Consider the following 25,085-nt stretch of genomic DNA (forward strand, 5'->3'; position numbering starts at 1 on the left):
TGCCGGCGATGTGGGCTAACAGGCCACCAACAACCCCTCACCTTGCGCTAAGATGCCCGCTCATGTCCCTGGAAGTAGCCTGGATGAGCAAGCCCGGTCAAATGGTGCTGGTCGCGTTGCGCAAGATGATCGCCTCGGGCGAGCTGGCGGCCGGCGAGCGCTTGATGGAAGTCCCCACCGCCGAGCTGTTCGGCGTTTCTCGCATGCCGGTGCGCATGGCGTTTCGTACCCTTGAGCAGGAAGGCTTGCTGGTGCGTTTTGGCGGCCGGGGCTTTCAGGTGCGCTCAGTCAGTGCCGATGACATCGCCGGTGCGGTCGAGGTGCGCGGCGTACTGGAGGGGCTGGCCGCGCGCCAGGCTGCAGAGCGTGGTTTGTCGGTGCAAGCACGCGCGGCGCTGCAGCAGTGCCTGGTCGATGGCGACCAGCTGTTCGACAAGGGCTTCGTGACCGAAGAAGACCTGCAGGCTTACCACGACCTGAACATGCGCTTTCACCAGGTGATCATCGAAGCCAGCCACAACCCGGCCATTGCCGATGCCCTGGCGCGCAACGACCACCTGCCGTTCGCCTCGGTCACCGCGCTGGCGGTGGACCGCCATGACCTGGTCCGCGAATACCGGCGCTTCAATTTTGCTCACATGCAGCATCACGCGGTGTTCGATGCCCTGACCAACCGCCAGGGTGCCCGCGCCGAAGCGATCATGCGCGAGCACGCCAATGCCACCTTGCGCTACGCCGAGACCTTTGGCGGGGCGACGGCAGACGCAGGCATGAAGGTTATCCTGCCCTCGGCGTAAACCGGTTCAGATATCCAGCACCAGCAGCGGCGTTTTCGAGCGCGAGCAGCAGGGCGTGAACTGATCGTTCAGCGCCTGCTCCTCTTCGGTAAGGAACATGTCGCGGTGGTCCGGCGTACCCTGCAGCACGCGCGTCAGGCAGGTGCCGCAGATACCCTGTTCGCACGACATGGCAATCTCGATACCGTGCTGTTCCAGCACCTGCACCACGGTCTGGTCGGCCGGCACCTCGAACACCTGCCCCGTGCTGCCCACCTGCACCGAGAAGCTACCGTCGTTGCTGGCATCCACCGGCGCTGCGGCAAAATACTCGCGGTGCAGGTTGGCCTCCTGCCAGCCCAGTCCCTTGGCGCTGTCCAGCACATGCTGCATGAACCCGCCGGGCCCGCAGACATACAGGTGCGCATCCTCTTGCGGGTTGCCCAGCACCCGGGCGATATCCAGTGCGGTTTCCGGTTGCTCGTCAAAGTGTACGAACAGGCGGTCGGCGAACGGCGCGTTGCGAATGCGTTCGACAAAGGCCGCACGCTCGCTGGAGCGGGCGCAGTAGTGCAGCTCGAAGTCATGGCCGCTGTGGGACAGCTGCTCGGCCATGCACAGAATCGGGGTAATGCCGATGCCACCGGCAAACAGCAGGCTGCGCTGCGCCCCCTCGGCCAGCGGGAACAGGTTGCGCGGCGCGCTGATGCGCAGCCGTGCGCCGGCCTGCACCTGCTCGTGCAGGCTGCGTGAGCCTCCCCGCGAAGCCGGGTCGTTGAGCACGCCAATCAGGTAACGGTGGCGCTCCTCGGGGTGGTTGCACAGCGAATACTGGCGCACCAACCCATCGGGCAAATGCACGTCGATATGCGCGCCAGCGCTGAACGCCGGCAGCAAGCTGCCATCCGCTGCCGCCAGCTCGAAGCTGCAAATACCTTGCGCTTCGTCGTTACGGGACACCACTACGGCATCGATCATGTCGGCTGTTCCTCAGGCAGGGGTGGCGCTGGTAGCGATCAGTTGCGGTTGTGGCGCACGCTCTTTGGCGATGATGCGCTCCAGCACCTTGCGCGACTGCACGCCGCCAGCATCGATGTTCAGCTTCAGCAGGTTGCGCTCGGGGTGGGCCAGCAGGTTCTGCTGCTGGCGTTCGAGCATCTCCAGGTCTTCGCTGAAAATCTTGCCTTGGCCTTCGCGGATGTTGTCGGTCAGGGTTTGGTCATGCGCGGCGAAGTTGCGTGCCATGCCCCAGAAGTACCAAATCGATGTGTCGGTCTCTGGCGTGATGAAATCCACCACGATGCTCGACGCCTTGTGCTGCGCCTCGGCGTGGTAGCCACCCTTGCCGGCATGCGCCACACCCACTTCGATCAGCACATGGCTGGGCGGGGTGAAGCGGCAGATCTGCCAACGGTCCACCGGTACATCATCGGCCAGACCGTTGCCACGCAGGGCCATGCGCCAGAAGGGCGGAGCCATGATGTTTTCCATGTGCCGGGCGGTGACCACTTCGTCGCCGGTGACGGTGGTGACTGGCGGGGCCTCGTCGATTTCCTTCTGGCCGATGCTGGAGGCATGCACGTAGGTTTCGTGGGTGAGGTCCATCAGGTTGTCGATCATCAGGCGGTAGTCGCAACCGATGTGGAACAGCCCGCCACCGTAGGCCCATTCATCATTCACCGCCCATTCAAGGTGCGGAATCAGCGCCGGGTCGGCCTGCGCCTGGTCGCCTGGCCATACCCAGACAAAGCCATAGCGCTCGACTGCAGCGAAAGTCTTGTTGCAGGGAAAGCCCCGTACCCGCTGGCCGGGCATCGACACGGTCTTGCCATCGCAGCCCATGACCAGGCCGTGGTAGCCGCATACCAGGTTGCCGTCCTCGACATAGCCAAGCGACAACGGCGCACCACGGTGCGGGCAGAAATCCTCGACGGCGGCTACACGGTTCTCGTGGCCACGGTAGAACACGATTTTTTCCCCGCAGATCCGCCGGCCCAAGGGCTTGGTGGCGATCTCGTCGGGGGTGCAGGCAACGTACCAGGTGTTTTTGGGGTACATGGGAGGCTCTCCGGGGTTTTGTTTTTATTTAATGGATCCATTGAGCCGTTAAAGAAAATCACGGTCAATCTATATTGTGTGTTTATGGTAGGTTTTGTGCGATTATCGGATCTCTGTGGATCCATTGTCGGCTAGCGATGAGAATCGCAATACGCCTCTGCGACCACGTACCTGCTATTACTTAGCAGACACATCACACACCAAGGCCCCTCGATGCTCGCCATCGAAAACCTTCACAAATCATTCCCCACTCCCCAAGGCCCGCTCCCGGTTCTGCAGGGCGTCGATCTGCGCCTGGCACGCGGCAGCAGCCTGGCACTGATGGGCGAGTCGGGCAGCGGCAAGAGCACCTTGCTGCACCTGGTGGCTGGCCTGGACCGGGCCGACAGCGGCCGCATCCTGATCGACGACGTTGCGCTCGACGGCCGTTCGGAAGCGTCTCTGGCACAGTGGCGGCGTGAGGGGATTGGCCTGGTGTTCCAGCAATACAACCTGATCAGCAGCCTGGACGTCGGCCTGAACCTGACCTTCCAGGCTCGCCTGGCCGGGCGGTATGACCCGCATTGGGCGGCTTACCTGGCGCAACGTCTGGGCCTGGCGGGCCTGCTTGCGCGTTACCCGGAACACTTGTCGGGCGGCCAGCAGCAGCGGGTCGCCATCGGCCGCGCGCTGGCCGGGCGACCGGCATGGCTGCTAGCCGACGAACCCACCGGCAGCCTGGATGAGGCCAGCAGCGACGAGGTGCTGAACCTGTTGCTGCAGTTGGTTGCCGAAGCCGGCAGCGGTGTGTTGATGGTGACTCACAGCCCACGGTTGGCGGCGCGTTTGCAGCAGCGCTGCTACCTGCAGGCCGGCTGCGTGCGGCACGAGCAGGGCTGATGAGGCTGTTGTCGCTGGTATTGATGGCGTTGCTCAGCCATTGGCGGCGCCACCGCGTGCAGTGCTTGAGTATCTTCACTGGCCTGTGGCTGGCCACGGCGTTGTGGACCGGGGTGCAGGCGCTGAACAGCCAGGCACGCAGTGACTATGCCCGGGCCAGCGCGGTTTTGGCCGGGCCGTTGCAGGCGCAATTGCTGCCGCGCACTGGCGAGCGCTTCGACCAGGGGTTGTACGTGCAACTGCGCAGGCTGGGCTGGGCGGTATCACCGGTGCTGGAAGGGCGCTTGCGCCTGCCGGGCGAGCCGGCGCACAGCGTGCGGCTGATTGGCATCGAGCCATTGAGCCTGTCGCCGGCCAGCAGCATTGCCGGTGTACAACTGCAGGCATTCGACCTGCAGGCTTTTATCGGCACGCCCGGGCAAGCCTGGGTTGGGCCAGACACCTTGCGTCAGTTGAGCGCAAACCCCGCGCAGCGGGCCCGCGACAGCGAAGGGCAGTTGCTGCCGCCTTTGGTTTTGCAGCCCGCGTTGGCGCCTGGGGTGATGGTGGTGGACATCGGCCACGCGCAGGCGTTGCTGCGTGCATCTGGGCAGTTGTCACGCCTGCTGCTGGCCGGGGCACCTGGGCCATTGCCGGCAGATATCGCCCCCTTCCTCGAACTTCAAACACAGCAGGACGATGGCGGTTTGCAGCGCCTGACCGACAGTTTCCACCTCAACCTGACTGCGCTCGGCCTGCTGGCGTTCATCGTCGGCTTGTTCATCGCCCACGCCGCCATCGGCCTGGCGCTGGAACAGCGGCGTGGGCTGATCCGCAACTTGCGCGCCAGCGGCATCAGCCTGAAGACCCTGCTGTATGCACTGTTGCTGGAGTTGGGCCTGTTCGCGGTGCTGGGCGGGCTTGCCGGGATGGCCAGTGGTTATGCCTTGGCCGCGTGGCTGCTGCCCGATGTGGCCGCCAGTTTGCGCGGCCTGTATGGCGCACAGGTGGCGGGTACGCTGAGCCTGCCCGCGTGGTGGTGGCTGCTGGGCGTGCTGGTGAGTGTATTCGGGGCATTGCTGGCAGGGCTGGGCAGCGTCATGCGTGCGGCCCGATTGCCGTTGCTGGCGCTGGCGCAACCTCAAGCCTGGCGGCTGGCGCAGGGGCCTTGGCTGAGGCGTCAGGCATTGTTCGCGGGCTTGCTGCTGTTGCTGGCCTTGGGCTGTGGCGTGTTCGGAGCCAGCCTGCCCAGCGCGTTCGCCATGCTGGCGGGGTTGCTGCTGGCGGCAGCGCTGCTGTTACCGGGCATGCTCGACCGGGTGCTGGCCTGGCTGGCGCGCCGCTGCCAGCGGCCATTGGCGCAATGGTTCGTTGCCGACAGCCGCCAGCAACTGCCGGCCCTGAGCCTGGCGTTGATGGCCCTTTTGCTGGCGCTGGCTGCCAGTGTTGGCGTGGGCAGCATGACCGAGGGTTTTCGCAAGACGTTTGTCGGTTGGCTTGGCCAGCGCCTGTCCGCCGACCTGTATGTCACCCCACGCGATACAGCCCAAGGCCTGCAGATAGTCGAGTGGCTTGAGCAGCAGCCTGCGGCCAGTGTGGTGCTGCCCGGCTGGCGCGTGGACATTCAACTACAAGGTTGGCCGGTACAAGTGCAGGGCATTGTCGATCACTCCGTTTATCGAACGCGCTGGCCACTATTGGAACAGCAGCCACATGCCTGGCAGCGACTGGCCCGCGGGCAGGCTGTAATGCTCAGCGAACAGTTGGCCAGGCGGTTGAAACTGCAACTGGGCGATAACCTCAAGCTGCCTGCGAACACGTCGCCGGCCTTGCCTGTTGTGGGGATCTATGCCGATTACGGCAACCCCAAGGGGCATGTCCTGGTCAATGCCGGCTGGTTGCGCGAAAACTGGCCACAGGCAACCCTGACCGGCTTGAGCGTCGACTTGGCCGCTGAACGGGTGCCGGCGCTCAAGGTCGCTCTGCAACGGCATTTTGCCCTCGACGACAGCCGCGTGGTCGAGCAGGCGCGCCTGAAGCGCTGGTCGACCGACGTGTTCAACCGCACCTTTGCCGCCACCGCTGCCCTCAACAGCCTCACCCTTGGCGTGGCTGGCGTGGCGTTGTTCATCAACCTGTTGACCCTGGGCCAGTCCCGGCTGGGCCAGCTGGCACCGCTATGGGCGCTGGGTGTGCGGCGTATGCAACTGGTCTGGCTGAGCCTTGGCCAGACACTCATGCTGAGCAGCCTCACCGTGTTGATGGCGATCCCGCTGGGGTTGCTGCTGGCCTGGTGCCTGGTCGCGGTGGTCAATGTTCAGGCGTTTGGCTGGCGCCTGCCGCTCTATGTCTTTCCCGTGCAGTTGCTGCAACTGGCCATGTTGGGGTTGTTCACCAGTCTGCTGGCCAGCGCCTGGCCGCTGTGGCAGCTGGCGCGCCGCCAGCCGTGCGAACTGTTGAGGCCATTTGCCGATGAAGCGTAATGCGTGGCTGTTGCTCAGCGTGTTGTTGTGCGGCTGTGATCAACCAGCACCACAGAGCTATGCCGGGCTTGGGCAGCAGGCCGGCGAATTCAGCCAGGTGACCCGCGACCATCGGCTGGCATTTCCACAGGACCACGGTCCACACGATGGTTTTCGTATCGAGTGGTGGTATGTCACCGCCAACCTGAAGGACGCCCAAGGCCGTGACTGGGGCGCCCAGTGGACGCTGTTCCGCTCGGCCCTGCGCCCAGGCCCGGAGACCACCGACTGGAACAGCCCGAACCTGTGGATGGGGCACGCGGCCTTGACCGGTCCGGGCGGCCACCAGTCTGGCGAAACCCTGGCGCGCGGCGGTATCGGCCAGGCCGGAGTGCAGGCCCAGCCGTTCCGAGCGTGGATCGATGACTGGTCGTTGCAGGGCAGGGGCAGTATCGAAAACCTGCAGATGGTCGCCGGTGGCGATGGTTTTCGCTATGACTTGCAGTTGCACAGCGATCACCCTCTGGTGCTGCACGGGGAGCAAGGTTACAGCGAGAAATCTGGCAAGGGGCAGGCTTCGTACTATTACAGCCAGCCTTTCTACCAAGTGCAGGGGCACATTCAGCGTGGCAGCCAGTGCATCGCGGTCACTGGGCAGGCCTGGCTGGACCGGGAATGGAGCAGCCAACCGCTGGCGTCAGGGCAAACGGGCTGGGACTGGTTTTCGCTGCACCTGGACAGTGGTGCCAAGCTGATGCTGTTTCAGGTACGCGAGGCGCGGGGGGACGCGTACCGCGCTGGGACCTGGGTTGGGCCGCAGGGTGAGGTGGTGGCGCTGGACGCAGCGCAGATTCAGCTGCAGGCGCAAGCCTGGTCTGCGCAGAAAAACGGCAAAAAGGTGCCGACACGGTGGCGGGTGCAGGTGCCTGGGCATGGAGTGGATGTGCAGGTTGATGCCGTGGAGCCGCAGGCGTGGATGCAGACGCGATTCCCTTACTGGGAAGGGCCGGTGCGGTTGAGCGGGAGCGCGGGTGGGCGCGGGTATCTGGAGATGACTGGATATTAGTCAGTCTGGTCATGACGCGGTCCCTTGTAGGAGCGGCCTTGTGTCGCGATAGGGCCGCAAAGCGGCCCCAACAATGTTGGGGCGATTCGAAGATCCTGGGGGGGCTTCGCACCCCGATCGCGACACAAGGCCGCTCCTACAAGGGGCCACGCCAGCCTGTTCAATCCTTGATGAGTGCGCGCAGCACAGCTCGTGCATCTTCGCTGCGCAAGCACTCGATGAACAACCGGCTTTCCCGCGCCACTGTGTCTTCAAGCTCCGCTCGCTGGCTGTCCTTGAGCAACCGCTTGCTGATGCGCAATGCCGCCTGCGGATAGCCTTGCAGCTGCCGCGCCAGGGTGCGGGCAGCCGCCAGGCACTGCGCGCCGTCTTCATGCAGTTCATTGGCCAGCCCCCAGGCCACCATCTGTTCGCCATCGAGCAACGCGTTGGCCAGCAGCAAGCGCGCCGCACGGGCCTGGCCAAGCAAACGCGGCAGCAACAGGCTGGAGCCGAACTCCGGGCACACACCCAATGGCGCGAAGGGCATGCGCAGTTTGGTCGAGCGGCTGACCAGCACCTGGTCGCAATGCAGCAACAGGGTGGCCCCGATGCCGATCGCCGCGCCACTGACCGCTGCGATCAGCGGCTTGTCCAGCCCCATGACTACCCGCATTAGGCGGAACACCGGGCTGTCCAGGTCGCTGGGCGGGTTGTCGAGGAAGTCGCGCAGGTCGTTGCCAGCGCTGAAGCAGTGCGGCCCACCGGTGATGATGATGGCGTCGACATCAGGGTTTTCACCCGCCGCCAGCAGCAGGTCGCCCAGCTGTTGGTACATGGCGGTGTTCAGGGCATTGAGCTTGTCGGGGCGGTTGAAGGCCAGGGTCAGCAGCCCTTGGTCCAGGTCGCGTGTGATCAGGTCGTTCATGGCAGCCGCTTTTATTGTTGTGGGCAGGTGCAAGGGTTTATCACGCTGTCCGGCTTGTTGTACAGTCGTTCAGTCCAGCCCCTAACCCGAGACCCACCGATGACTCAGGAAGCCCGCTACCACCGCATGCTGCCGGAACTGCGCAAAGCCAACCTGGTCGAGGCGACCTTGGTGTGCCTCAAGCGCCATGGCTTTCAGGGGGCGTCGATCCGCAAGATCTCGGCTGAAGCCGGGGTTTCGGTGGGGTTGATCAGCCATCATTACGCCGGCAAGGACGAACTGGTGGCCGAGGCCTACATGGCCGTTACCGGCCGGGTGATGGGCCTGCTGCGCGAGGCCATGGCCCAGGCTGCGCCCAATGCCCGCGAGCGGCTGTCGGCGTTCTTCCGCGCCTCGTTCTGCGCCGAGCTGCTCGACCCGCAATTGCTCGATGCCTGGCTGGCTTTCTGGGGCGCGGTGAAGACCGCCGACGCCATCAACCAGGTACACGACCACTCTTACGGCGAGTACCGCAACGAGCTCAGCCGGCTGCTGGCCAAACTGGCCGAGGAAGAGGGCTGGCAGGGTTTCGATGCCGACCTGGCGGCCATCAGCCTGAGCGCCTTGCTCGATGGCCTGTGGCTGGAGTCGGGGCTCAACCCCGGCACCTTCACCCCCGAGCAGGGCGTGGTCATCTGCGAGGCCTGGGTCGATGGCTTGCAGGCCGGTGGTCGGCGGCGCTTCAGCCTGCCCGAGGGCTGTTGATCGCCCGTTCAGTAACGAGTACGCTGCTGTCGCGAGTGTGTAGAACAACACCAATAAAAAGAGACGACACGCAATGACGCCTCGGGTATTGATCGTCGATGACGATCCGCTTATTCGTGACTTGCTGCAGGCCTATCTGTCCCAGGAAGGCTACGACGTGCACTGCGCCGACACGGCGGAAAAGGCCGAAGCCCTGCTCGGCAGCCAGGATGTCGACCTGGTGCTGCTGGACATCCGCCTGCCTGGCAAGGACGGCCTCACCCTGACCCGCGAGCTACGGGTGCGCTCGGAGGTCGGCATCATCCTCATCACCGGGCGCAATGACGACATCGACCGCATCGTCGGCCTGGAATGCGGCGCCGACGATTATGTCATCAAACCGCTCAACCCCCGCGAGCTGGTGTCCCGTGCCAAAAACCTGATCCGCCGCGTGCGCCATGCCCGCGAGGTACACCCGGCCCCGGCCTGCGCGCAATCGCTGAAGCAGTTCGCCGACTGGGCGCTGGACACCGATCGCCGTCGCCTGATCGACGCCCGTGGCGGGCAAACCCTGCTGACCCACGGCGAGTTTCAACTGCTCAGCGTGTTTCTGCGCAACAGCGGCCACACCCTTAGCCGCGACCAGCTGATGGACCAGATTCGCAACCGCGAGTGGGTGCCCAACGACCGCTCCATCGATGTGCTGGTCGGGCGCCTGCGCCGCAAGCTGCATGACGATCCGGCCGAGCCACAGCTGATCATCACCATCCACGGCACCGGCTACCTGTTCACCGCCAGTGTGGCGGCATGAGCCACTGCGCCTGGCTGTCGGCACTTGCGCTGTGTGTTGCGCAGGCCAATGCCAGCGAGCCGGTGCGGTATTGCGACTACCCGGTGTACCCACCCATTTCCTGGAGCGATGGCCACCAAGTGCGTGGGCTTGCCCCAACCGTGGTGCGTGAGCTGTTCGCACGCCTGGGCTACCCGGTGCAAACCGTGGTACTGGGCAACTGGAAGCGCTGCCTGCTGGACGCCGCCGCCGGGCGGGTGGACGTGGTGCTGGCCTACAACAGCGACCAGCGCGACCAGCGCATGCGTTTTTCCACGGTGCCGGTGTTGCGCGAGGAAGTGGCTGTGTTCTACAACCGCAAGCGGCCGGTGCAGTTCCAGCAACTGGAGGACCTGGCCGGCTACCGTGGCGGCCTGTTATACGGTGAAAGCTACGGCGCTGAGTTCGACCGCTTCGTCGCCCGCCACCAGAACATCGAGCGGGTGTCGTCCAGCCAGCAGAACTTTGGCAAGCTGATCCGCGGCCGCATCGACTACGTGATCCAGGAGCGGCGTACTGGCCAACTGTTCATCGAACACTTGCCCGGCGCGCAGGACATCCGCGTGCTGCCCACTGCACTGAGCGTGGACTATCTGCGTGTAGCCGTGTCGCGGCAATCCCCCCTGAGCCAGCACATGGATGAAATCGACGAGCAGCTGCAGCGCATGAACCGGGCTGGCGAGATCGAGCGCTGGCTGGAGCAAAGCGAAGTCACCTACCGCGACATGATCAAGCTGCCGGCGGATGCCCGATGATACGCCTGCGCACCGACGGCCTGCTGCGTCGCCTGCTGCTGTTCATCCTGCTGTTCAGCCTGTGCTTCACCGTGCTGGCCAGTGGCGTGCAGCTGTACATCGAGTACCGCCGCGAAATGCGTGACATAGACGCACGCATGGCGTTGATCCGCGCCGGCTACCTGGCCAGCCTGGAGCGTAGCCTGTGGGACCTGGACGAGGCGCAGCTGGATGTGCAACTGCGCGGCCTGGTGGACTTTTCCGATGTGGCGCGGGTGCGCCTGGTCAGTGATGATTTCCAGTTGTTGCGCGGTGAGGCCGAAGCCACAGGGCCGCTGCGCATCGAGCGCTTCCCCCTTGATTATCAGCCACCCTCGGGGCCGCCCAGGCACCTGGGCGAGCTGGAAGTCAGCATCGACCTGGGGGCTGTGCACCGCCGGTTGTACGCCACAGGCCTTGCCAGCCTGCTGTGGATGGGCGTGTTTCTGTGCGGCCTGGCAGTGGCACTGTCGGGGCTGTTCTACCGCCTGGTCACCCGCCACCTGCAAGTGATGGCCGAATTTGCCCGTCGTATTGGCGCCGGCCAGTGGCAGGAGCCGTTGCGCCTGGGGCGCCGACGTTCAGCGCGCCCCGATGAGATCGACACGGTGGCCAATGCCCTGGACGATATGCGCCGCGCCATCCTCAGCGATATCGAGCGCCGTGAGCGCGACCGCCTGGAGCTGCAGGGCAAGCGCGACGAATTGCAGGCCATGGTCGAGCGGCGTACGGCCAGCCTGGCCCGCGCCAAGGACGAGGCCGAGGCTGCCAACCTGGCCAAGTCACGCTTCCTGGCGACCATGAGCCATGAACTGCGCACGCCGCTCAACGGCATTCTGGGCATGGCCGAACTGCTGCGCGGCGGGCGCCTGGAGGCGGCCGACCGCCAGCGTGTCGAGGCCTTGTACAAAGCCGGCGAGGGCCTGCTGGCGATTCTCAACGAGGTGCTGTATTTCGCCCGGCTCGAAGAAGGCGAAAGCCGCGCCGAGCTGGTAGGTTTTTCCTTGCGCCAGTTGTGCCAGGAAGTGCTGGCGTTGCTCGAACCCATGGCCATGGAAAACGCCGACACCCTGCAACTGCATGTCGATGAGCAGTTGGCCGCGCACCAGCACGGCGCCGAGCAATACCTGCGCCAGGTGCTGAGCAACCTGCTGGCCAATGCCATCAAGTTCACCGAGCACGGCCAGGTACAGCTTACGGTGCAGGTGCTGGCCAGCAACGAACGCTCGCAGCGCCTGCGGTTGTCGGTCAGTGACAATGGCATCGGCATCGAGCCCGCCGTACAGGCGAAGATCTTCGACCGCTTCGTCCAGGCCAGCGAAACAGTGGCGCGTCGCTATGGCGGCACTGGCCTGGGCCTGGCGATCTGCAAGCACCTGGTGGAAAAACTGGGCGGCAGCATCGGCCTGGACAGTGTGCAAGGGCAGGGCAGTTGCTTCTGGTTCGAGCTCGACATGGCGCGCGGGCAGCCCGTGCCTGCGGGCTCACCTGCCCCTTTGTCCTTGCTCAGCCTGGATATCCTGGTGGTCGAGGACGTTGCGCTGAACCGCGAGGTGGCGGGTGGCCTGCTGCTGCGCGATGGCCACCGGGTGAGCTTTGCCGAAGACGCCGGGCAAGCCCTGCAGGCGTGTGCGCAGCGGCGCTTCGATCTGGTCTTGCTTGACGTGCACTTGCCGGGCATGAGCGGGGTGGAGTTGTGCCGACAGCTGCGTGCCTCGCCTGGCCCGAACCGCCACAGTCGGATCCTGGCACTGACGGCTGGCGTGCAGCCGGGGCAGGTATCGGGCTACCTGGATGCTGGCATGCAAGGGGTACTGGCCAAGCCCTTGCGGCTGGACAACCTGCGCGAGGCGCTGGCCGAAGTAGCCTGCGGCGAAGTGACCAGCGCTGACGCAGACATGGACTGGTCACTGCTGGACACCCACCGCTCGCTGCTGGGCAAACAGAAGCTGCAAGGCCTGTTGAAGGTGCTGCGCCAATCACTGGAGCAGCATGCCACGGCGCTGGCCGAGGCGCTGCCGGCCCAGGACTTCACCGAAGTGCTGCACCTGGCCCATCGCCTGGCCGGTAGCTGCGATTCCTTGGGGTTCGCCGGGCTGGCAGCGCTGTTGCATCGCCTGGAAGAGGCGGCCCGGCAGCAGGACATCGAGGCGATGCAAACCCTCGACGGGCCGCTGGCCACCCAGCTAAGTCAGGCCCGCGCCACGCTGGAACAGCTGATCCAGAGCTGACGTACAAAAAACTTACGACTTTTTACATCTTCGATCCGTTCGTACAACGGCACCTTACATCCGTTTCCAATAATCCATGGCAACCGTGTTGCACGCGGTCCATGAGGCTTATTGGAGACAAGAATAATGACATGCCGTAGCGCTCAGCCCCTCCTTCGCACCGCCCCACGTGCCTGCCGCAATGGCGAGGTGCGCCATGACTGATACCGTTGAAAAAATCCAGCTCACCCGGGCCCTGAAAAGCCGGCACATCTTCATGCTGTCGCTTGGCGGAGTGATTGGCACCGGCCTGTTCATGGGCTCGGGCGTGACCATCAACCAGGGCGGGCCGGTGGGTGCGATCCTGGCCTACCTGGTCGCGGGTTTGCTGATGTACCTGGTGATGGTCTGCCTGGGCGAACTGTCGGTGCAGATGCCGGTGTCCGGCTCGTTCCAGGCCCATGCCACCAAGTTCATCGGCCCGGCCACCGGCTTCATGATCGGCTGGGTGTACTGGATGAGTTGGGCCACTACGGTGGGCCTGGAGTTCACCGCCGCCGGCATGCTGATGACCCGCTGGTTCCCGGACGTGCCGATCTGGTACTGGTCGGCACTGTTCGTGGTGGTGCTGTTCGGCCTCAATGCCCTGGCCACTCGCGCGTTTGGTGAAGCCGAGTACTGGTTCTCGGGCATCAAAGTGGCGACCATCCTTGGTTTCATCATCATCGGCCTGCTGGTGATCTTCGGTGCCATCCCGTTGACCAGCGGGGCGCCGGCGCCGATGCTGGACAACCTGGTGGGCGAGTCGCTGTTCCCCCACGGCCTGTCGGCGGTGTTCGCGGTGATGATGACGGTGGTCTATGCCTTCCAGGGCTGTGAAATCATGGGCGTGGCGGCCGGCGAGACCGAGCACCCGGAAAAGAGCATCCCGCGGGCGGTGCGCAACGTGGTGTTCCGCGTGCTGATCTTCTACGTGCTGGCGATTGCGGTGCTGTCGGCCATCGTGCCGTACGAGCAGGCTGGCCTGATGGAAAGCCCGTTCGTGCAGGTGTTCGACATGGTCGGCATCCCGTTTGCTGCCGACGTGATGAACTTCGTCATCCTCACCGCCATTCTTTCGGTGGGCAACTCCGGGCTGTATGCCTCTACGCGCATTCTCTGGGCCATGTCCAAGAGCGGCATGGCGCCGAAAAGCCTGTCGCCACTGAGCAAGCGCGGCGTGCCGCTGCGGGCGCTGAGCATCACCCTGTGCTTTGCGCTGATCTCGCTGATGACCAGCTTCATTGCCGCCGACACGCTGTTCATGGTGCTGATGGCGGTGAGCGGCATGTCCGGTACCGTGACCTGGATCGTCATCGCCCTGGCGCAGTATCGCTTCCGCAAAGCCTACCTGCGTGACGGTGGGCAGTTGCAGGACCTGAAGTACAGGGCGCCGCTGTATCCGTTGGTGCCGCTGCTGTGCATCACCCTGTGCAGCTCGCTGTTCGTGTTCCTGGCATTGGATGAAACCCAGCGGCCGTCGCTTTACTGGGGCTTTGGCTTCATTGCCCTGTGCTATGCGGCGTACTACTTCGTCAATCGTCGCCGGCAAGGGGCATTCGAGCCTAGCGTCCCTGGCGTCTGAGTCCGTAGCTCGTGGTTGGTAAGTGTACGTCGCTGCATGTTGGTCGCCTGTGAGATCGAGCGCCGCCCGCGCGGCGCATCGCGAGCTGCGCTCGCTCCTACGTTTGTTTCGGGCCAATTATGCCTGTGGAATTTGCGTGCGAACGCCTTGGCGCATGGCGCGATATCGCGTCGTATAAACAAGGCGGTCGCGCGCGTCTGTCACAGGCGATATTGGCCCGAAACAAACGTAGGAGCGAGCGCAGCTCGCGATGCGCCGCGCGGGCGGCGCTCGATCTCACAGACCCTGAAAATGCAAAGGCAAAAACCAGCTGTGTAACACCGAAAACCGAGTTGTGCGAAGTTGTAACAGCCCATCCCGCCTTGTTGAACACTCGTTTAGTATCTCCCTCATCAAGTCCTCCCCAAACCATCACAACAACACCGAGGCCCCCATGACCACCCCGTCGTCGTCACTGTTGAGCAACGTCGAAGCCGGCGTTGCCTGGATCACCCTCAACCGCCCCGAGCAGCGCAACGCGCTGGATATCCCAACCCTCAAGCAACTGCATGCCTTGCTCGACAGCCATAACGGCGACCCGGCGGTACGCGTGGTGGTACTCACCGGCAGCGGGCGCAGTTTCTGCGCCGGCGCCGACCTGGCCGAATGGGCTGCCGCCGAAGCCGCAGGCACCCTGGAAAGCTACGGCTGGACCGAAACCGCCCATGCTCTGATGTTGCGCCTGCACAGCCTCGCCAAACCCACCATCGCCGCCATCAACGGCACCGCCGTGGGCGGTGGCATGGACCTCAGCCTGTGCTGCGACCTGCGCATCGCCGCCGCCTCGGCGCGTTTCAAGGCCGGCTACACCAGCATGGGCTACAGCCCCGATGCCGGCGCCAGCTGGCACCTGCCACGGCTGATCGGCAGCGAGCAGGCCAAGCGTTTGTTGTTCCTCGATGAACTGTGGGGCGCCGAGCGCGCCCTGGCGGCTGGGCTGGTCAGTGAAGTCTGTGCCGACGAGCAACTGCCCGCCGTGGCCGCCGAGTTGGCCGGGCGCCTGGCCTGCGGCCCGACCTTCGCCTTTGCGCAGACCAAGCAACTGATGCGTGACAGCGCCCGGCGCACCCTGGCCGAGCAGCTGGAAGCCGAGCGCCACGCCGGCCTGTTGTGCGGCCGCAGCCAGGATGGCGTCGAGGCGCTGCAAGCCTCGGTTGAACGCCGCGCCCCCCGTTTCATCGGCCAGTAACCCGATACCGACCCTGACCAGGACCTTCGCAGATGAATTTCCAACTGACCCAAGAACAAGAAATGTTGGTGGAAGCGGTACGCAGCTTTGTCGCCAAAGAGCTGCTGCCCCATGAGGAAGCGGTGGACCGCGCCGATGCCGTGTCACCCGAGCTGGCCGCACAGATCCGCGGCAAGGCCATCGCCGCTGGGTTCTATGCCTTCAACATGCCCGAGGAAGTCGGTGGCGGCGGCCTGGACTACTTGTCTCAGGCGTTGATCGAGCGTGAGCTGTCCAAGGTGTCCTGGGCCCTGCATGTATTTGTCGCACGGCCGTCGAAAATTCTCATGGCCTGCAAGGATGAGCAGATCAACGACTACCTGCTGCCCTGCGTGCAGGGCGAGAAAACAGACTGTTTCGCCCTCACCGAACCGGGCGCCGGCTCCGATGCCAACGCCATCAAGACCCGCGCCGTGCGCCAGGGCGATGACTTTGTCATCAACGGCAGCAAGCACTTCATCAGCCACGCCGGCCACGCCGATTTCGCCATTGTCTTCGCGGTCACCGACACCTACGAGCACAACGGGCGCAAGCGCAATGCGGTCACGGCGTTGCTGGTGGACCGTGGTACGCCGGGCATGACCATCCGCCGTGGCCCCAAATGCGTCAGCAACCGTGGCTACCACACCTACGAACTGTTCTTCGACGACTGCCGGGTGCCGGCCAGCAAGGTACTGGGCGAGGTTGGCAAGGGCTGGGAAGTGGCCAACGCCTGGCTTACCGCAGGCCGGGTGATGGTCGCCGCCAACTGCGTGGGCCAGGCCCAGCGCGCACTCGACCTGTCGCTGCAATGGGCCGCCGACCGTAAGCAATTCGGCCAGGCCATTGGCAGCTACCAGGGTGTGTCGTTCAAGTTGGCCGACATGGCCACGCAGATTCGCGCCGCCGAGATGCTCACCCTGCACACTGCCTGGAAGATGGACCAGGGCAGCATGACCGATGGCGAGGCCGGCATGGCCAAGCTGTTTGCCAGCGAAGTGCTGGGCAAGGTGGCCGACGAAGCCGTGCAGATATTTGGCGGTATGGGCCTTATGGACGAAGGGCCGGTCGAGCGCATCTGGCGCAATGCGCGTATCGAACGCATCTGGGAGGGCACCTCGGAAATCCAGCGGCACATCATCGCCCGCGAACTGCTGCGCCCGCTGCTGCGCTGAGCGCCTGGAGAACCCCATGTCGCAATCGATTCGTGACAACCTCAAGCGCCTGTTGGCGCCCCGGCACCTGGCCTTCGTCGGCGGGCGCAGCATGGCTCGGGCGCTCAAGCGCTGCGCCGAAGGTGGCTTTGGCGGCGAGCTGTTTCTGGTCAACCCACAGCATGAAAGCCTCGAAGGCATCCCCTGCGTGGCACGGGTGGCCGACTTGCCTTATGCCCCGGACGCTGTGTTCATCGCCACCAACCGCGAACTGACCTTGCAGTGCGTTGCCGAGCTGGCCGCACGCGGCGCCGGTGGCGCCATCTGCTATGCCTCGGGCTTTGCCGAAAGCGGTGAGGAGGGGCGCCAGCTGCAGCAGCGCCTGCTCGACGCCGCCGGCAACATGGCCTTGCTCGGCCCCAACTGCTACGGCCTGCTCGACTACCTGCATGGCGCCGCCCTGTGGCCGGTCGCGCATGGCGGCCAGCAGGTGGAGAAAGGCGTGGCGATCCTCACGCAAAGTGGCAACTTTGCCTACAACCTGTCCATGAGCGACCGCTCACTGCCGGTAGCCTACATGGCCTCGGTCGGCAACCAGGCACAACTGGGCGTGGCCGAGCTGATGGACGTGCTGCTCGATGACCCACGGGTAACGGCCATCGGGCTGCACCTGGAAGGCTTGAAGAACGTGCCGGGTTTTGCCCGCGCCGCCTACAAGGCGTTGCAGCAGGGCATACCGATCATTGCCCTGAAGACAGGCGTGTCGCAGATCGGCGCTGAACTGGCGCTGAGCCACACCAGCTCGTTGTCCGGCTCCGACGCCCTGTACGACAGCCTGTTCCAACGCTTGGGTGTAATCCGCGTCAGCGGCCCGGTGAGCTTTGTCGAAACGCTCAAGGCAGCCGCTTGCGGGCGCTTGCCCGCAGACGGCGAACTCATCGCGCTGGCCTGTTCAGGTGGCGATGCTGGCCTGATCGCCGATTATGCCGAACGCAACCAACTGCACCTGCCGAAACTTGAACAAGGGCAGGTGACGGCGCTGGCCGAGGTGCTACCGGCATATGCCAACCTGGTCAACCCATTGGATTTCACCACTGCCATCTGGGGCGATGAAGCGGCCTTGCAACGCATGCTCGACAGCACCCTGAGCGGCGCAGCGGGTGCGGCCATGCTGGTGCTGGACTACCCGGCGGCGTTCACCGGTGAACGCAAGGAGTGCGACCTGCTGCTGGGGCTGTACAGCGATGCCCTCGAACGCCACGGCAAAATCGGTTTCGTCACCTCGGCATTCCCCGAACTTCTGCTTGCCAGCGCGCGCGAGCGCCTGCATGCACGGGGCATTGCGGCCCTGCAGGGCGTGGAAGATGGCCTGGCGGCCTGGGGCCGCATCGTCGCCTACCAACGCAACCGCCAGCGTTTGCTGGAGCAGGGCGAGGCCGCACGCATGCCGTTGTGCCCGCAGGCCCTTGCGGGCGAAAGCCGGCTGCTGGACGAATGGCAATCCAAGCAAGCCCTGCGCGCCTTCGGTTTGCCCGTGCCAGCGGGTGTGCTGAGTACACCCGAGCGTGCCGTGGCAGACGCTGCCGGCGTGGGGTACCCGCTGGTACTCAAGGCGGTCAGCGCACAGCTGCCGCACAAGACCGAGGCCGGTGCGGTGGCGCTGAACCTGCGCGATGCCGCTGCCCTGGACGCCGCACTGGTGCAGATGCGCCAGCGCATCGCTGCCTACGCCCCGCAGGTCGCGTTTGATCAAGTGTTGCTCGAACCCATGGCCGAGGCGCCCTTGGCCGAGTTGATTGTCGGCATCAAGCGTGAACCCGACTTTGCCCTTGCCCTGATAATCGGCGCCGGCGGCGTGCTGGTCGAACTGCTCAAGGACAGTGCCAGCCTGTTGCTGCCTACCACCGACAGCGCCATCCGCACCGTACTGCTGAACCTGCGCAGTGCCACCCTGCTGCAAGGCTTCCGTGGCCGCCCGGCCGCCGACCTCGACGCCTTGGTCGCGGCCATTCGTGCAGTGGCTGACTACGCCTGTGAGAACGCCGGGCAACTGCTTGAGCTGGATGTGAACCCATTGATGGTCGGTGCCCACGGCACCACCGCGGTCGATGCGCTGATCCGCCTCGGCCAGGCGCAAGGAGAACGACATGAATGAGCTGACCCTGACCGCCGGCCAGGCACTGGTGCGCCTGCTGGCCAACTACGGCGTACAGACCGTGTTCGGCATCCCTGGGGTGCACACCCTGGAGCTGTACCGAGGCTTGCCGGGCAGTGGCATCCGCCACGTGCTGACCCGTCACGAGCAGGGCGCCGGTTTCATGGCTGACGGCTATGCGCGGGTGAGCGGCAAGCCGGGGGTGTGCTTCGTCATCACCGGCCCGGGTGTGACCAACGCCGCCACCGCCATCGGTCAAGCCTATGCCGACTCGGTACCAATGCTGGTGATTTCGAGCGTCAACCACACCGCCAGCCTGGGCAAGGGCTGGGGTTGCCTGCATGAAACCCAGGACCAGCGTGCCATGACTGCGCCGATCACCGCGTTTTCGGCTGTGGCCTTGCGCGGCGACGACCTGCCCGAATTGATCGCCCGCGCCTGGGCTGTGTTCGACAGCGAACGGCCACGCCCGGTGCATATCTCGGTGCCGCTGGACGTGCTGGCGGCGCGCGTCAGCCGTGACTGGAGCGATGAGGTGGTGCGCCGCCCTGCGCGTGGCCAGCCGTGCCGCGAAACCCTCGACCAGGCTGCCCTGAAACTGGCCACGGCCAAGCGGCCCATGATCATCGCCGGTGGCGGTGCGTTGCACGCGGCCGAGCAGTTGGCGCAGTTGAGCGCCCGGCTGGCGGCACCGGTGTTCACCAGCGTGGCCGGCAAGGGCCTGCTGCCACCGCAGGCTCCCCTGAATGCGGGGGCCAGCCTGTGCGTGGAACCTGGCTGGCAGTTGATCAGCCAGGCCGATGTGGTGCTGGCGGTAGGCACCGAGATGGCCGACACCGACTTCTGGCGCGAACGCTTGCCGATCACGGGCGAATTGCTGCGGGTGGACATCGACCCGCGCAAGTTCAACGATTTCTATCCCTGTGCCATTGCCCTGCTGGGAGACGCCCGGCAAACCCTGGCCGGCTTGCTGGAGCACCTGCCAGCACTCCAGCGCGACCCTGCCCAGGCCAGCGAGGCGGTAGCCAACCTGCGCCAGGCCATCCGCAATGGGCATGCACCGTTGCAGGCGACCCACCAGGCCATTCTGGACCGCATTGCCGCCGTACTACCCGACAATGCCTTCATCAGCAGTGACATGACCCAGCTGGCCTACACCGGCAATTACGCCTTCGCCAGCCGGGCGCCACGCAGCTGGCTGCACCCCACCGGCTACGGCACCCTCGGTTATGGCCTGCCAGCCGGCATCGGCGGCATGTTCGCCACCGACCACCGCCCCGGCCTGGTGCTGGTGGGCGACGGCGGCTTCCTCTACACCGCCCAGGAGCTGGCCCCGGCGGTCGAAGAACTTCAGCGGCCGTTGGTGGTGTTGCTGTGGAACAATGACGCCCTTGGCCAGATCCGCGACGATATGCTCGGCCTGGATATCGAGCCGGTCGGCGTGCTGCCACGCAACCCGGACTTCATCGGCCTGGCCCGCGCCTTCGGTTGCACAGTGCACCAGCCACGCGACCTGGACGCGCTGCAGGCCGACCTGGCCAGTGGCTTCGCCACCCCAGGCGTGACCTTCATCGAACTCAAACACACCTGCGTCTGCTAAGGCGCGCACAACGACAAGAACCAGAGTGAACACCATGCCATTTCGCCGCACCCTTCTGGCCGCATCCCTGGCCCTGCTGATCACTGGCCAGGCCCCCCTGTATGCCGCACCGCCGTTGTCGATGGACAACGGCACCAACGCCCTGACCGTGCAGAACAGCAACGCCTGGGTCGAAGTCAGCGCCAGTGCCCTGCAGCACAACATCCGCACCTTGCAGGCCGAGCTGGCCGGCAAGTCCAAACTGTGCGCCGTGCTCAAGGCTGATGCCTATGGCCACGGCATCGGCCTGGTGATGCCGTCGATCATCGCCCAGGGCGTGCCCTGCGTGGCGGTAGCCAGCAACGAGGAAGCCCGCGTGGTCCGCGCCAGCGGTTTCACCGGGCAACTGGTGCGGGTGCGCCTGGCCAGCCTCAGCGAGCTGGAAGATGCCTTGCAGTACGACATGGAAGAACTGGTCGGTAGCGCCGAGTTCGCCCGCCAGGTTGACGCCATCGCCGCGCGCCATGGCAAGACCTTGCGTATCCATATGGCACTCAACTCCAGCGGTATGAGCCGCAATGGGGTGGAAATGGGCAGCTGGTCCGGCCGTGGCGAAGCGCTGCAGATCACCGACCAGAAACACCTCGAGCTGGTTGCGTTGATGACCCACTTCGCCGTCGAAGACAAGGACGATGTGCGCAAGGGCCTGGCGGCATTCAATGAGCAGACCGATTGGCTGATCAAGCACGCCAAGCTCGACCGCAGCAAGCTCACCCTGCATGCGGCCAACTCGTTCGCCACCCTGGAAGTGCCGGAGGCGCGCCTGGACATGGTGCGCACCGGTGGCGCGCTGTTCGGCGATACCGTGCCGGAGCGTACCGAGTACAAACGCGCCATGCAGTTCAAGTCGCACGTGGCGGCGGTGCACAGCTACCCGGCCGGCAACACCGTCGGCTATGACCGCACGTTTACCCTGACCCGTGACTCGCGCCTGGCCAACATCACGGTCGGGTACTCCGATGGCTACCGCCGGGTGTTCACCAACAAGGGCCATGTGCTGATCAACGGCCACCGTGTGCCGGTGGTGGGCAAGGTGTCGATGAACACGCTGATGGTGGATGTCACCGACTTCCCGGACGTGAAGGGTGGCAACGAAGTGGTGCTGTTCGGCAAACAGGCCGGGGGCGAAATCACCCAGGCCGAGATGGAAGAAATCAACGGCGCGCTGCTGGCCGATCTGTACACCGTGTGGGGCAGTTCCAACCCGAAGATTCTCGTCGACTGAAACCGCTATTGAAGGGAGATTGCCATGCGCTACGCCAAGCTCACTCAACGCATCGCCGGCGACGGGGCCGCGGCCTGGGACATCCACTACCGCGCCCTGGCGCTGCAGGCCGAGGGCAAGGATATCCTGCTGCTGTCGGTGGGTGACCCGGACTTCGACACCCCCGCGCCGATCGTCGAGGCGGCCATCGACAGCCTGCGGGCCGGCCACACCCATTACGCCGATGTGCGCGGCAAGCTGGCCCTGTGCCAGGCCATCGCCAACCGCCACCGGCAACGCAGCGGCCAGGCTGTAAGCGCCGATCAGGTGACGGTGCTGGCGGGGGCCCAGTGCGCGCTGTACTGCGTGGCCCAATGCGTGCTCGAAGCAGGCGACGAGGTGATCGTCGCCGAACCGATGTATGTCACCTACGAAGCGGTGTTCGGGGCTTGTGGTGCCAAGGTGGTGCCGGTGCCGGTCAAGCCGGAGAACGGCTTTCGCGTGTGCCCGCGTGACGTTGCCGAGCGTATTACCCCGCGCACCCGCGCGCTGGCCCTGAACAGCCCGCACAACCCGTCGGGGGCGAGCTTGCCGCGTGCCACCTGGGAGGCATTGGCCGAGCTGTGCATCGCCCATGACCTTTGGCTGATTTCTGACGAGGTGTACAGCGAGCTGCTGTATGAAGGCGAGCATGTCAGCCCCGCCAGCCTGCCGGGCATGGCCGAGCGCACCGCGACCCTGAACAGCCTGTCGAAGTCGCATGCCATGACCGGCTGGCGCATGGGCTGGGTAGTCGGTTCGGCCGAGCTGGCCACGCACCTGGAAAACCTCGCCCTGTGCATGCTGTACGGCTCGCCGGACTTTATCCAGGATGCCGCCGTGGTGGCGCTGGAACAGCAACTGCCCGAGCTGGATGCCATGCGTGAGGCCTACCGCCAGCGCCGCGACCTGGTGTGCGAGCAGTTGGCAGGCCGCCCTGGTATCAAGGCGCTCAAGCCCGACGGCGGCATGTTCGTGATGGTCGATATCCGCGATACCGGCCTCAGCGCCCAGGCCTTCGCCGACCGCCTGCTGGACAGCCAGGGCGTGTCGGTGCTGGCGGGTGAGGCCTTTGGCCCCAGCGCCGCCGGGCACATTCGCCTGGGCCTGGTGCTCGGCAGCGAGGCGTTGGCCGACGCCTGCCAGCGCATTGCCCGCTGTGCTGGCGAACTGATGCAGGAGCAGGCCGATGCGTGAGTATGCGCGGCTTTATATCGACGGCGCCTGGCAGGTGCCGAGCGGGCAGGGTGTGGCCGAGGTGATCGACCCAGCCAGTGAGCAGGCCATCGGCCGTGTACCGCTGGGCGACGAGGCCGATGTCGAGCGGGCGGTGATGGCGGCGCGACGGGCCTTCGATAGCTGGTCGCGCACGCCGTCCAATGTGCGCGCAGGGTATATCCGGGCATTGACCACGCAGCTGAAAAACCGTGCGGCGGAAATGGCAGCGGTCATCACCGATGAGCTGGGCATGCCGGTGCAGTGGTGCCAGGCGGTGCAGGTCGAAGGCCCGATTGCCGGGCTGGCGCAGTACGCCGAGCTGGCCGGGCTGATGGATGAAGTGCGTGAAGTCGGCAACTCGCTGGTGTACCGCGAAGCCGTTGGCGTATGCGCATTCATCAACCCTTGGAACTACCCGCTGCACCAGATGATCGGCAAGCTGGCGCCAGCCTTGGCTGCAGGTTGCACAGTGGTGGTCAAGCCCAGCCAGGAAACGCCGTTGCACGCGTTTTTGCTGGCTGAAATGGTCGATGCCATCGGCTTGCCGGCCGGGGTGTTCAACCTGGTCAGTGGCCCCGGGGCCAAGGTCGGCGAGGCGCTGGCCCGACACCCACAGGTGGACATGGTGTCGTTCACCGGCTCCACCGGCGCCGGGGTGCGGGTGGCGCAAGCGGCCGCGCCGACGGTGAAGCGTGTGTGCCTGGAGCTGGGCGGCAAGTCGCCGCTGCTGATCACCGCCGACGCCGACTTGCATGCTGCGGTGCGCCATGGCGTGCAGGACGTGATGATCAACTCGGGGCAGACCTGCACGGCGCTGACCCGCATGCTGTTGCCGGCCAGCCGCTATGCCGAGGCACTGGACATTGCCGAGGCCGAAACCCGTGCACTGGTCATGGGCGACCCGCGTGACCCGGCCAGTTTCCTCGGGCCGATGTGTTCGGCAGGCCAGCGGCGTACCGTGCTCGACCACATTCGCGCAGGCCAGGAGGAGGGCGCGCGCTTGGTGTGCGGCGGTGATTACGGCGGCTTCGAGCGCGGGTTCTACGTGGCGCCGACGTTGTTCGCCGACGTCGACAACCGCATGCGCATTGCCCAGGAAGAAATCTTTGGCCCGGTACTGTGCCTGATCCCTTATGCCAACGAGGCCCAGGCGCTTGCGCTGGCAAATGATTCGCCGTTCGGCCTGTCCAGCGCGGTGTGGGCCGGCAACCGCGAGCGGGGCCTTGCCCTGGCGCGGCAGATACGTGCCGGGCAGTGCTTCATCAACGGAGGCGGGTTCAACTACCAGGCGCCGTTCGGTGGCTACAAGCAGTCGGGCAACGGCCGCGAGTGGGGCGAGGAGGGCCTGGCGGAGTTCGTCGAGGTCAAAGCGGTGCAGTGCTGAGCCCCTGCGGCAAGACAACCAGTTTTGTATGAGGAGAGTGTTTGTGAATGTACTGATCGTCCATGCTCACCCCGAGCCGCAATCGTTCACCGCAGCCCTGCGTGACCAGGCCGTGGAAACCTTTCGCGCCCAGGGCCATCAGGTGCAGGTCAGCGACCTGTACGCCATGGGCTGGAACCCGGTGGCCAGTGCCGATGACTTTACCCAGCGTGAGAACCCTGAATACCTGGTGTATGCGCTGGAGCAGCGCCAGGGCGTGAAGCGCGGCGGCATTGCCGCAGATATCCAGCAGGAACTGGACAAGCTGTTGTGGGCCGACTTGCTGGTGCTGAACTTCCCGATTTTCTGGTTCTCGGCACCGGCCATGCTCAAGGGCTGGATCGACCGGGTGCTGGTGTCGGGGGTGTGCTATGGCGGCAAGCGCTTCTACGACCAAGGTGGGTTGGCCGGCAAGAAGGCGCTGGTGACCGTGACCCTGGGTGGGCGCGAGCACATGTTTGGCGAGGGGGCGATTCATGGCCCGCTGGAGGACATGCTGCGGCCGATTCTGCGGGGCACGCTGGCCTATGTCGGGTTCGAGGTGCTGCCGCCGTTCGTGGCCTGGCATGTGCCGTATATCAGCGATGAGGCGCGGCAGGATTTTCTACAGCAGTACCGGCAGCGCCTGGAGCAACTGTCGGACGACCAGCCATTGGTGTTCCCGCGCCTGGCACAGTTCGATGAGGCGTTATACCCACTCCCTTGAGCCGTGCGCGGTTTC

20 protein-coding genes are annotated in these 25,085 nt (G+C 65.1%); 17 read left to right on the plus strand and 3 right to left on the minus strand.

From position 1 onward, the window contains the following. Positions 1-83: 83 nt before the first annotated feature. Complete coding sequence (locus tag DM807_RS15040) at positions 84-797, plus strand: GntR family transcriptional regulator (protein WP_060493380.1); 714 nt, start codon at positions 84-86, stop codon at positions 795-797. A 6-nt stretch (positions 798-803) separates the two neighbouring features. Here the strand turns inward: DM807_RS15040 and DM807_RS15045 are convergent, their stop codons facing one another. Beyond that, on the minus strand, positions 804-1,754 hold the full coding sequence (locus tag DM807_RS15045) for a PDR/VanB family oxidoreductase (protein WP_012271819.1): 951 nt from the start codon (positions 1,752-1,754) through the stop codon (positions 804-806). A gap of 12 nt (positions 1,755-1,766) precedes the next feature. Beyond that, positions 1,767-2,834 (minus strand): aromatic ring-hydroxylating oxygenase subunit alpha, encoded by a 1,068-nt coding sequence (locus DM807_RS15050; RefSeq protein ID WP_012271820.1) that lies wholly within the window; start codon positions 2,832-2,834, stop codon positions 1,767-1,769. A gap of 213 nt (positions 2,835-3,047) precedes the next feature. On the opposite strand from DM807_RS15050, the gene DM807_RS15055 reads away from it, so the two are divergent. The 3 genes from DM807_RS15055 to DM807_RS15065 are packed head-to-tail and all read left to right on the plus strand — an operon-like array spanning position 3,048 to position 7,220. Further along, on the plus strand, positions 3,048-3,713 hold the full coding sequence (locus DM807_RS15055; RefSeq protein ID WP_012271821.1) for an ABC transporter ATP-binding protein: 666 nt from the start codon (positions 3,048-3,050) through the stop codon (positions 3,711-3,713). Continuing rightward, positions 3,713-6,175, plus strand: a complete 2,463-nt coding sequence (locus DM807_RS15060) for an ABC transporter permease (protein WP_179027504.1) — start codon at positions 3,713-3,715, stop codon at positions 6,173-6,175. The genes DM807_RS15055 and DM807_RS15060 overlap by 1 nt, the downstream gene beginning before the upstream one ends. Then, entirely contained in the window at positions 6,165-7,220 is a 1,056-nt protein-coding gene (locus DM807_RS15065) for a lipocalin-like domain-containing protein (protein WP_179027505.1), read from the plus strand. The genes DM807_RS15060 and DM807_RS15065 overlap by 11 nt, the downstream gene beginning before the upstream one ends. 160 nt (positions 7,221-7,380) lie before the next feature. On the opposite strand, the gene DM807_RS15070 is transcribed toward DM807_RS15065, so the two are convergent. Continuing rightward, entirely contained in the window at positions 7,381-8,127 is a 747-nt protein-coding gene (locus tag DM807_RS15070) for an enoyl-CoA hydratase-related protein (RefSeq protein WP_012271824.1), read from the minus strand. A gap of 99 nt (positions 8,128-8,226) precedes the next feature. On the opposite strand from DM807_RS15070, the gene DM807_RS15075 reads away from it, so the two are divergent. The 13 genes from DM807_RS15075 to DM807_RS15135 all read left to right on the plus strand — a co-directional run bounded on the left by DM807_RS15075 (position 8,227) and on the right by DM807_RS15135 (position 25,070). Beyond that, complete coding sequence (locus tag DM807_RS15075) at positions 8,227-8,871, plus strand: TetR family transcriptional regulator C-terminal domain-containing protein (protein ID WP_012271825.1); 645 nt, start codon at positions 8,227-8,229, stop codon at positions 8,869-8,871. A gap of 73 nt (positions 8,872-8,944) precedes the next feature. Next, positions 8,945-9,661, plus strand: coding sequence for a response regulator (locus DM807_RS15080; protein WP_012271826.1), 717 nt, complete (start codon positions 8,945-8,947; stop codon positions 9,659-9,661). After that, positions 9,658-10,434 (plus strand): substrate-binding periplasmic protein, encoded by a 777-nt coding sequence (locus DM807_RS15085; RefSeq protein ID WP_012271827.1) that lies wholly within the window; start codon positions 9,658-9,660, stop codon positions 10,432-10,434. Before DM807_RS15080 ends, DM807_RS15085 begins: the two co-directional genes overlap by 4 nt. Then, on the plus strand, positions 10,431-12,683 hold the full coding sequence (locus tag DM807_RS15090; RefSeq protein WP_012271828.1) for a hybrid sensor histidine kinase/response regulator: 2,253 nt from the start codon (positions 10,431-10,433) through the stop codon (positions 12,681-12,683). Before DM807_RS15085 ends, DM807_RS15090 begins: the two co-directional genes overlap by 4 nt. A 196-nt stretch (positions 12,684-12,879) precedes the next feature. Next, positions 12,880-14,286, plus strand: coding sequence for an amino acid permease (locus DM807_RS15095; RefSeq protein WP_012271829.1), 1,407 nt, complete (start codon positions 12,880-12,882; stop codon positions 14,284-14,286). Positions 14,287-14,719: 433 nt separating this feature from the next. Next, positions 14,720-15,514, plus strand: coding sequence for an enoyl-CoA hydratase/isomerase family protein (locus DM807_RS15100; RefSeq protein ID WP_179027506.1), 795 nt, complete (start codon positions 14,720-14,722; stop codon positions 15,512-15,514). Between the two features lie 32 nt (positions 15,515-15,546). Next, the gene (locus DM807_RS15105) at positions 15,547-16,707 is read left to right on the plus strand and encodes an acyl-CoA dehydrogenase family protein (RefSeq protein WP_012271831.1); all 1,161 of its coding nucleotides are present in this window, start codon (positions 15,547-15,549) and stop codon (positions 16,705-16,707) included. A 16-nt stretch (positions 16,708-16,723) separates the two neighbouring features. Continuing rightward, on the plus strand, positions 16,724-18,841 hold the full coding sequence (locus DM807_RS15110; protein WP_179027507.1) for an acetate--CoA ligase family protein: 2,118 nt from the start codon (positions 16,724-16,726) through the stop codon (positions 18,839-18,841). Further along, the gene (locus DM807_RS15115; RefSeq protein WP_179027508.1) at positions 18,834-20,441 is read left to right on the plus strand and encodes a 5-guanidino-2-oxopentanoate decarboxylase; all 1,608 of its coding nucleotides are present in this window, start codon (positions 18,834-18,836) and stop codon (positions 20,439-20,441) included. Before DM807_RS15110 ends, DM807_RS15115 begins: the two co-directional genes overlap by 8 nt. A 34-nt stretch (positions 20,442-20,475) precedes the next feature. Beyond that, entirely contained in the window at positions 20,476-21,705 is a 1,230-nt protein-coding gene (alr, locus tag DM807_RS15120; protein ID WP_012271834.1) for an alanine racemase, read from the plus strand. A 24-nt stretch (positions 21,706-21,729) separates the two neighbouring features. Then, the gene (locus tag DM807_RS15125) at positions 21,730-22,920 is read left to right on the plus strand and encodes a pyridoxal phosphate-dependent aminotransferase (protein ID WP_179027509.1); all 1,191 of its coding nucleotides are present in this window, start codon (positions 21,730-21,732) and stop codon (positions 22,918-22,920) included. After that, positions 22,913-24,325 carry an aldehyde dehydrogenase family protein gene (locus DM807_RS15130; RefSeq protein ID WP_179027510.1) on the plus strand — a complete coding sequence of 471 codons (1,413 nt, stop codon included), beginning with the start codon at positions 22,913-22,915 and terminating at the stop codon, positions 24,323-24,325. The genes DM807_RS15125 and DM807_RS15130 overlap by 8 nt, the downstream gene beginning before the upstream one ends. Before the next feature lie 43 nt (positions 24,326-24,368). Further along, positions 24,369-25,070 (plus strand): NAD(P)H-dependent oxidoreductase, encoded by a 702-nt coding sequence (locus tag DM807_RS15135; RefSeq protein ID WP_012271837.1) that lies wholly within the window; start codon positions 24,369-24,371, stop codon positions 25,068-25,070. Positions 25,071-25,085: the final 15 nt, after the last annotated feature.

The sequence above is a fragment of the Pseudomonas hunanensis genome, assembly GCF_013393325.1.
Taxonomy (GTDB): Bacteria; Pseudomonadota; Gammaproteobacteria; order Pseudomonadales; family Pseudomonadaceae; genus Aquipseudomonas; species Aquipseudomonas putida_P.

Excerpts from the sequence above, each read along its gene's own strand:
- DM807_RS15100 (WP_179027506.1), top strand. The coding sequence starts at position 14,720 with ATGACCACCCCGTCGTCGTCACTGTTGAGCAACGTCGAAGCCGGCGTT.
- DM807_RS15090 (WP_012271828.1), top strand. The coding sequence starts at position 10,431 with ATGATACGCCTGCGCACCGACGGCCTGCTGCGTCGCCTGCTGCTGTTC.
- DM807_RS15095 (WP_012271829.1), top strand. The coding sequence starts at position 12,880 with ATGACTGATACCGTTGAAAAAATCCAGCTCACCCGGGCCCTGAAAAGC.
- DM807_RS15115 (WP_179027508.1), top strand. The coding sequence starts at position 18,834 with ATGAATGAGCTGACCCTGACCGCCGGCCAGGCACTGGTGCGCCTGCTG.
- DM807_RS15055 (WP_012271821.1), top strand. The coding sequence starts at position 3,048 with ATGCTCGCCATCGAAAACCTTCACAAATCATTCCCCACTCCCCAAGGC.
- DM807_RS15110 (WP_179027507.1), top strand. The coding sequence starts at position 16,724 with ATGTCGCAATCGATTCGTGACAACCTCAAGCGCCTGTTGGCGCCCCGG.
- DM807_RS15125 (WP_179027509.1), top strand. The coding sequence starts at position 21,730 with ATGCGCTACGCCAAGCTCACTCAACGCATCGCCGGCGACGGGGCCGCG.
- alr (WP_012271834.1), top strand. The coding sequence starts at position 20,476 with ATGCCATTTCGCCGCACCCTTCTGGCCGCATCCCTGGCCCTGCTGATC.
- DM807_RS15105 (WP_012271831.1), top strand. The coding sequence starts at position 15,547 with ATGAATTTCCAACTGACCCAAGAACAAGAAATGTTGGTGGAAGCGGTA.
- DM807_RS15065 (WP_179027505.1), top strand. The coding sequence starts at position 6,165 with ATGAAGCGTAATGCGTGGCTGTTGCTCAGCGTGTTGTTGTGCGGCTGT.
- DM807_RS15080 (WP_012271826.1), top strand. The coding sequence starts at position 8,945 with ATGACGCCTCGGGTATTGATCGTCGATGACGATCCGCTTATTCGTGAC.
- DM807_RS15050 (WP_012271820.1), bottom strand. The coding sequence starts at position 2,834 with ATGTACCCCAAAAACACCTGGTACGTTGCCTGCACCCCCGACGAGATC.
- DM807_RS15070 (WP_012271824.1), bottom strand. The coding sequence starts at position 8,127 with ATGAACGACCTGATCACACGCGACCTGGACCAAGGGCTGCTGACCCTG.
- DM807_RS15085 (WP_012271827.1), top strand. The coding sequence starts at position 9,658 with ATGAGCCACTGCGCCTGGCTGTCGGCACTTGCGCTGTGTGTTGCGCAG.
- DM807_RS15060 (WP_179027504.1), top strand. The coding sequence starts at position 3,713 with ATGAGGCTGTTGTCGCTGGTATTGATGGCGTTGCTCAGCCATTGGCGG.
- DM807_RS15075 (WP_012271825.1), top strand. The coding sequence starts at position 8,227 with ATGACTCAGGAAGCCCGCTACCACCGCATGCTGCCGGAACTGCGCAAA.
- DM807_RS15045 (WP_012271819.1), bottom strand. The coding sequence starts at position 1,754 with ATGATCGATGCCGTAGTGGTGTCCCGTAACGACGAAGCGCAAGGTATT.
- DM807_RS15040 (WP_060493380.1), top strand. The coding sequence starts at position 84 with ATGAGCAAGCCCGGTCAAATGGTGCTGGTCGCGTTGCGCAAGATGATC.
- DM807_RS15130 (WP_179027510.1), top strand. The coding sequence starts at position 22,913 with ATGCGTGAGTATGCGCGGCTTTATATCGACGGCGCCTGGCAGGTGCCG.